Source organism: Pseudoalteromonas sp. S3178 (genome assembly GCF_005886985.1).
Lineage (GTDB): Bacteria > Pseudomonadota > Gammaproteobacteria > Enterobacterales > Alteromonadaceae > Pseudoalteromonas > Pseudoalteromonas carrageenovora.
Genome location: NZ_PNCW01000058.1, coordinates 23,003 through 29,657 on the forward strand (window position 1 = coordinate 23,003; position 6,655 = coordinate 29,657).

Annotated in this window: 9 protein-coding genes; 5 read left to right on the forward strand and 4 right to left on the reverse strand. The window is 37.1% G+C overall.

Features of this window, described 5'->3' with window-relative positions; genetic code table 11:
- The gene (locus CWC11_RS15635) at nucleotides 1–534 is read left to right on the forward strand and encodes a hypothetical protein (RefSeq protein ID WP_138683444.1); all 534 of its coding nucleotides are present in this window, start codon (nucleotides 1–3) and stop codon (nucleotides 532–534) included.
- Nucleotides 485–1,195, forward strand: a complete 711-nt coding sequence (locus CWC11_RS15640; RefSeq protein ID WP_138683445.1) for a GGDEF domain-containing protein — start codon at nucleotides 485–487, stop codon at nucleotides 1,193–1,195. The genes CWC11_RS15635 and CWC11_RS15640 overlap by 50 nt, the downstream gene beginning before the upstream one ends.
- A 60-nt stretch (nucleotides 1,196–1,255) precedes the next feature.
- Here CWC11_RS15640 and CWC11_RS15645 read toward each other — a convergent pair whose 3' ends face one another.
- On the reverse strand, nucleotides 1,256–1,915 hold the full coding sequence (locus tag CWC11_RS15645) for a hypothetical protein (RefSeq protein WP_138683446.1): 660 nt from the start codon (nucleotides 1,913–1,915) through the stop codon (nucleotides 1,256–1,258).
- Between the two features lies 1 nt (nucleotide 1,916).
- Complete coding sequence (locus CWC11_RS15650; protein ID WP_138683447.1) at nucleotides 1,917–2,423, reverse strand: RNA polymerase sigma factor; 507 nt, start codon at nucleotides 2,421–2,423, stop codon at nucleotides 1,917–1,919.
- A 590-nt stretch (nucleotides 2,424–3,013) separates the two neighbouring features.
- Here CWC11_RS15650 and CWC11_RS15655 point away from each other — a divergent pair.
- Nucleotides 3,014–3,427: a hypothetical protein gene (locus tag CWC11_RS15655; RefSeq protein WP_138683448.1), complete on the forward strand. Its 414-nt coding sequence runs from the start codon at nucleotides 3,014–3,016 to the stop codon at nucleotides 3,425–3,427.
- Nucleotides 3,428–3,514: 87 nt separating this feature from the next.
- Here CWC11_RS15655 and CWC11_RS15660 read toward each other — a convergent pair whose 3' ends face one another.
- Both CWC11_RS15660 and CWC11_RS15665 read right to left on the reverse strand, forming a co-directional pair.
- A complete protein-coding gene (locus tag CWC11_RS15660) occupies nucleotides 3,515–3,880 on the reverse strand; it encodes a DUF4345 family protein (protein ID WP_138683449.1) in 366 nt (121 codons plus the stop codon).
- A gap of 2 nt (nucleotides 3,881–3,882) precedes the next feature.
- Nucleotides 3,883–4,836: an AraC family transcriptional regulator gene (locus tag CWC11_RS15665; protein ID WP_138683450.1), complete on the reverse strand. Its 954-nt coding sequence runs from the start codon at nucleotides 4,834–4,836 to the stop codon at nucleotides 3,883–3,885.
- Nucleotides 4,837–5,005: 169 nt separating this feature from the next.
- Between CWC11_RS15665 and CWC11_RS15670 the strand changes: the two genes are divergently transcribed.
- Nucleotides 5,006–5,956, forward strand: coding sequence for an SDR family oxidoreductase (locus CWC11_RS15670; RefSeq protein WP_138683451.1), 951 nt, complete (start codon nucleotides 5,006–5,008; stop codon nucleotides 5,954–5,956).
- A gap of 37 nt (nucleotides 5,957–5,993) precedes the next feature.
- Nucleotides 5,994–6,632 carry an esterase/lipase family protein gene (locus tag CWC11_RS15675; protein ID WP_138683452.1) on the forward strand — a complete coding sequence of 213 codons (639 nt, stop codon included), beginning with the start codon at nucleotides 5,994–5,996 and terminating at the stop codon, nucleotides 6,630–6,632.
- Nucleotides 6,633–6,655: the final 23 nt, after the last annotated feature.

The window sequence follows — 6,655 nt, forward strand, 5'->3', positions numbered from 1 at the left end:
TTGAAAAGCTATAGCAATAAAGCACAATTATACAATTTGCTTTTAGCCATTACTTCAGCGTTTTGTATATGGCTCTCGAATGGCTTTATCACCTTTATTGCTTTTAACGAGTCTGTTGCAGGAGTGAAATTTGAAGATCTTTTGCTCATATTTTCAAATATCGATATTTTTCAAGTTTTAACCTTTCCTGAATTTTGGGAAGCTAATGCAAATCACTCTTTCATTGAGGCCCCTGGTTTATGGTTTGAGCCAGTGACTATTTTATCTTCGATAAGCTCATTACTTCTAATAATTTTATTTTCTATGTATGTAATTAAGTTAAAATCTGAAACAATATCTTTATCATTACTCTTAATTGGATTTTTATACTTGCTTGTTTCATGGGGTGTTTTGCTAGATGTATCAGATGCAAAGATGATTGGGCCCTATTTAAGTATTGGCATTCAAGGTCTGTTATTACATTCTTTTATAAGTTGCCTAATTTGTGTTTTTACCTTATCAAAAAATGTATATTTTAAATTTAGTACTATTTAGTCTTTCTTTGTTTAGTAGCTTTGCATTTGCAAGCGAAATAGATTGGCAAAACAATGCGGCTGAACATATTAGGTTAAATATAATTCTGTTTATTAACCTTGGACTTCTCATTCTCATTTTGTTTTTCTCATTTCGTCATATTAAAAGATTAAAACGACTGAATGTAACCATCACAAATGAATCGTTAACCGACCCTTTAACAAAAGTATTAAATAGAAAAGGCTTTCACGAACAAGTCTCACGCTTAGATGAACAAAGTGGCTTTTTACTCATTGCAGATATAGATAACTTTAAACTCATTAATGATCGATTTGGACATAATGCTGGTGATAAAGTTCTTCAAAGAGTAGCCCATGCTTTAAGAGTCCAAACTAGAGAAAAAGATATTGTAGGACGATATGGCGGAGAAGAGTTTGTAGTTTTCTTTCCAAGCAATGATGTTGAAACCGTAAAAAAGATTTCACATAGGCTTGTAGTAGCCATTGCAAACCTTAATTTAAATGATATATCACCCGAATTGCAGAGAGTAACAATTAGTGCGGGTGTAGATAAAGGTGATACAAAACTCTCTAAGTTTGAAAGATTATATGAAAACGCAGATCAACTATTATATAAAGCTAAAGCGGCTGGTAAAAATCAAGTCATCGTATTTGATAACTAACAGCTTAAGCCTTAGCTAATCCACTTCTAGTCGCACTGCAGCAATACGGCATCTAACCGTTTAGCTATCTGACAACTCTATGCTCTTAATAAATAGCGCCATAGTTACTAAACGCTCACCGACAATAAATGCAATGGCGCGCTTAACCCAAGGCGCTTTAATATTTGTGTAATTTAATTTAGCTAATACGCAGCCTGTGGCAATTAAAAGTACTAGTGATGACACGCTGTAAAACCAAACCATGTGTTGCTCTAGGTGTGCAAATAGGTCAATTTCAAATAGCACATCAAACCCAATAAACACATAAGCCATATAAAAAGGGGCTGACATTAATAACAACTTAGTTAGTTGCAATTTATGTGAGCAAAGACGGTAAATGTCTTTTTGTAGCTGGCTAATTGGTTTTGCATAATCAATGTTATAAATATGCACTATTTGGCCAATATTACCCGCAAGGCCAACAATGGCAAATACAGCCAAGATTAAAGCAGATATTACAGGCGCTGAAACACTAACGTTTTTTGCAATATACTGGCCCAATAACAAAATAATAAAAAAGAATATAACGCTTTCAATAATACGTGCCCATTTCATATTGCTGAGTTCTTTCATTTGTTTATTCACTTTTGTCTCACTCAGCATTGATTGGTTTATTGTAATAGCAGATTCGTTAAAACTATTTTGCTGCTGCCATGTGTTTCTAAAATTATCTAAATTCATACTAAGCCCCCTGTTTTTCAAATTGATTTTTTAGTGTTTCTTTAATTCGGCCTATTCGCGTAGCGACATTGGTTTTACTTATGCCTAAACTCTTCGCTATGCTTTCGTAAGGCTCTTCTTCCAAATACAGCAACATAATGGCTTTATTTAACTTATCGAGCTTTCCTATAAATTCATATAATTGCTTAACGTCTTCGCTTTTATCGTCTTGTGCTGAAAAATCCGCTATATGCACTATGCAATGCTCATTTGCATTGGCTTTATCTTCTCGTTTACTGTCTTTGCGGTAATATGAAATTGCCACATTAAGCGCGACTCGGTACATCCAAGTAGAAAATTTATAGTCTTTGTTGTAATTGTCATACGCAAGCCACATGGTGGTGAGTATTTCTTGCGCTAGGTCTTGGCGATCATCTCGATTTTGACAGTATGAATTCACAATTTTATACACAATGCCTTTATGCTGCTCCATTGTCTGCGCAAATAGCGCCTTTTTATTAGTGTTCATTTACGCATAAATCCATCGTTTAAATTAATCTCATTACGTATTTGGCTCATCGCAGTTTCATTGTGTTTAATTTCTAATGCATCTGTTTTTAAAAGCAACACGGTGCGGCGTTATGGCTAATGCAATACAGCCTGTACACATTTAAATATAAATATTTTAGCTGCACGATAAAACTCACATAATCGTCTTACCTAGTTATTCGCAGTATCGCTGCAATAATCACAACTATTTAAAAAAAATAATTATTGGAGGGAGTAATAAGCTAAGCAAAGGAGCTAAGCGAGGAATTAATTTTTTTCTGCCTTGCTATTAAAAGGGGATCCCTAGTTAAAAGAATTCTTAATATAGCAATTGTTAATATTATTGTATCTCTGGTTATCAAACGTGACCCAGGCTAAAGGTGGTAAAAAAACATACAATTTGCTATTAATAATGAATAATAATTTAACAAGGTTTCTGCGTTAGCAGTGTAAGAAACCACATAACTTCAAGGATGTATTTTGCAAAGTAATTATTCATAATTTCAGCCAAATAAGTGGTCATTATTAAATTTAACTGTTGTGCTTATACTGGCGGGTTCATTTTATTATTTGGGTCAATTTTCTATATTTCATTCGATTCTTTTAAGCCTAATTTGTTTTATTTCATTTTTAACCTTATTAATTTTAAAGCGTTGGAAAACATATATTAATTTTTTAAAAGCAATAGGAGATGAGGTAGATCGAGACAGATTCCACTTAGGTGATCACATAGTATCGATGGTTCCTTACAGGAACTTACAAATAACACTTCATGCACGTATGGATGAATCAGCTTTATTAATCAAAAAAGCAAATTGTTATATTTCAATTAATCTAAAAGATATTTGCTCATTTGAGCCAACTGAATATTTCGGACAGCCAATCGCGAAAGTAATATTGGCCGATAATAAAAACTTAGCTCCCGCACTCTATGTACCATGGTCTGAAGAAATGGCGCTAACTCAAAGTAAAGCAGATGGGTAAACGCCTGTGTTTGCTTATCACGCCTTAAAGGTATTAAGAGTTACACTCTAAGACGATACTAAGATTTATAGCGCTTTAACCCTGATACTAAGTGCGTACTTTTAAATACCACCAAATTAAAGGCGCGAGTATCACTAATTCAATACCAACATTTAGCCACTGTTTTGCTACCGAGCCATCTAACATAATGCCAATAAGCCTTGCGACTAAAAGCCCTACCAGTAACGATGACAGTGTTGCGGCTATGGTAGCTTGCCAAGGTGCGAGCTGATGATGAAATTGCAGCAATAAGCCAAAACCAATAAATAATCCCCACCAAATTCTACGCTCTACGGCCTTAAAAATATCGCTAGGGACTGGCTTACTACTTATCAGCTCGGGGTTGGCAGCTAATACTATGCCGAAAATAATTAACACTGCACCAACAATCCTAAAAATGACTATATTATCCATGATTAATTCCTTAGGTTGGTTGCTTGATTAATCGCTTGCTCAACAAGCTCCCCAGGTAGCTCTTTTGCTTGGCTCCACTGCTTTGGCGATTGCCCATACATACGCTTAAACTCTCTGCTAAATTGTGATGAGCTCACATAGCCAACCGTCATTGCGGCGGCGCTTACATTCATGCCCGCTGCAATTTTCATCGCAGCGGTATTTAAGCGCATTGATTTAACAAATTGGATAGGCGACATGGTAGTGGCTTCTTTAAATTTACGGTGTAAAACCGCTCTACTTACTCCTACTTTTGCAGCTATATCATCTATTGTTACAGCCTCATGTAAGCGCGAAGATAAATAGTTAATGGAGCGTGCTATTTCATTACCTACGCCAAATGCCCGTTGAGCAGTCTGCCCTGCTTCGCCTTTTAAAACAGCGTAATATAATTCACGAAGGCGTCCCTCCCCTAATACCGACATATCAACGGGTTTATCTACTAATTCAAGTAAGCGCAGTAATGAACTTGTGAACGCGGTGTCCCATTTAGCTAACGCTAGCCCTTGTGGCGCGTTGTTTAAAGTATGCTTGTTAACACGGCTTGTAGCCATTGCAATGCTCAGCTCGGTCATTACCTTTGTATCCAGAGAAATAATAACCCCTAGCAATGGGTTATCGGGTGATGCGGTGGGCGTACCTGCTTCAACTGGCATTGACATTGGGCAGCACATGTATTGATTTTCATCGTAAACAAAGTGTTTACCATCGAGTATGGCTTCTTTAGCGCCATTAACTATTGCAACAACACACGGCTCGTAAACGGCAGGTGCACAGCGCATCGACTGCGTTACTTTAAAAAGTTGCACACCTTTAATGCCTGTTTCAATTAGATCACTGCCTGTATTGGCTGAGCTAGGTAATGCGCTGTTTAACATTTTATTTTGTATTAACTGCTTAATTTGCTGTTTACTCATATCGCTGCGCTTTTTTAATAAACTATGAACTAAACGTACCACCGAAAAAAACCAAGCTCAACGATGCGATACAAATAGGCATGTTTTAGAGAGTATTTCGCCTAGTTACTGGCTTTAGTGAGAGCTATATTGCCTATCAAGCAATTATATAAATGATAGGAATTTACTAATGAGTATAAAAAATCAATTTGGACCGGCAGGCTGGACACCTGAGCTATTAAATTCTTTAACAGGAAAATGCTATGTAATTACTGGCGCTAATACCGGTGCAGGTTTTGAGGCAACACGTATGTTACTCAGTAAAGGGGCTAAAGTAGTTATGCTTAACCGAAACCCTTTAAAATCTGATGAGGCAATCGCAAAATTAAGGCAAGAGTTTGGCGTTAATACCGATGTGAGTTTTATAAAAATGGACTTAGCAGAGCTTGCATCGGTGCGCCAAGCAGCCAGCGATTTATTAAATACAACACCGAAAATTGATGCACTTATTTGTAATGGTGCAATTGCACAAGTGGCGACTCAACAATTTACTAAAGACGGCTTTGAAAGTCAGCTTGGTGTTAACCATTACGGACACTTTTTACTGTGCGGCCTTTTATTTGAAAGGCTAAATGAATCTAATGGGCGCATTGTGGTGGTTGCCAGTGAAGGTTACAAAATGGGACTTAAAACTATTCAGTTTAATGATATGGACTGGGATAAAAACTATCATCCAAATAAAACCTACTGCCACAGTAAACTTGCCCAAATGATGTTTGCCTATGAGCTACAAAACAAAGTTGCAGCGGCTAATAAAAATGTGCAGGTATATGTATGCCACCCAGGAGCAGCTAACACGTCTCTAATTGGCGAAAATGTTAACTTTATCACCCGTTTTACATGGTCATTAATTGTAAAAATGGGCTTAGCGCAATCGGCGGAGCAAGGCGCCTACCCAGAGGTGATGTGTGCCACAGAGAAAAACCTAAAACAGCGCGCTTATTATGGCCCATCAGGCAGGTGGAATTGGAGCGGCCCTGTAGGTGAATGCACGCTTGAATCATTTGCTTTAGAGCCAAACGTACTGAGTAAACTATGGGCTGTTTCGCAAAAGCAAACTGCTTTTAAATGGACTTTTTAATTTAAGTGTTAGTAAGCGTTTAAAGGCACAAAGTGTAATGAAAACTAATTTTTTGAGCTGCTTAATACTATTACAACTGCTATTAATTACCGGCTGTAGCAGTACCGCTAACGAGCCTATTTTATATAAGCCAAACGATGAGCTTGTCATACTTGCACATGGACTAGGCAGGAGCGATTGGGCAATGTGGTACTTTGCCCAGCAGCTTAAAAATGCAAATTATAAGGTATGCAGCCTAAATTATGCTTCTATCGGGGAAAGCGTTGAAGATGTGTTAGCGCAAACAACCACGCAAATTAATGCCTGTATTTCTAATGCCAGTAAAATACATTTTGTAGGCCACTCCCTTGGGGGACTAGTTATTAGAGCGTACTTACAAAACAACCTTGCAGTATTAAATAATAATACCCTTGGTAATGTTGTTTTAATTGGTACCCCTAATAAAGGCAGTGAACTTGCCGATCATCTAAAGGGCTCATGGTTAATGCACTTAGGGGGCGGTATAAGCCAATCACTTATTACAGGCAGTAATAGTTTAGGCAACAAAATAAGTGAGTTAAGTCTTAATGTAGGTGTTATAGCTGGCAATAAAGCATCCCTCCTTACACAAAGTTACTTTAACAGTAAAAACAATGAGTTGGTGTCTGTAGAATCAGCTAAGCTGAGGGCGTGTTGATTTTTGCGGATTGAAATTTGTTC

Excerpts from the sequence above, each read along its gene's own strand:
- CWC11_RS15645 (WP_138683446.1), bottom strand. The coding sequence starts at position 1,915 with ATGAATTTAGATAATTTTAGAAACACATGGCAGCAGCAAAATAGTTTT.
- CWC11_RS15650 (WP_138683447.1), bottom strand. The coding sequence starts at position 2,423 with ATGAACACTAATAAAAAGGCGCTATTTGCGCAGACAATGGAGCAGCAT.
- CWC11_RS15670 (WP_138683451.1), top strand. The coding sequence starts at position 5,006 with ATGAGTATAAAAAATCAATTTGGACCGGCAGGCTGGACACCTGAGCTA.
- CWC11_RS15660 (WP_138683449.1), bottom strand. The coding sequence starts at position 3,880 with ATGGATAATATAGTCATTTTTAGGATTGTTGGTGCAGTGTTAATTATT.
- CWC11_RS15675 (WP_138683452.1), top strand. The coding sequence starts at position 5,994 with ATGAAAACTAATTTTTTGAGCTGCTTAATACTATTACAACTGCTATTA.
- CWC11_RS15665 (WP_138683450.1), bottom strand. The coding sequence starts at position 4,836 with ATGAGTAAACAGCAAATTAAGCAGTTAATACAAAATAAAATGTTAAAC.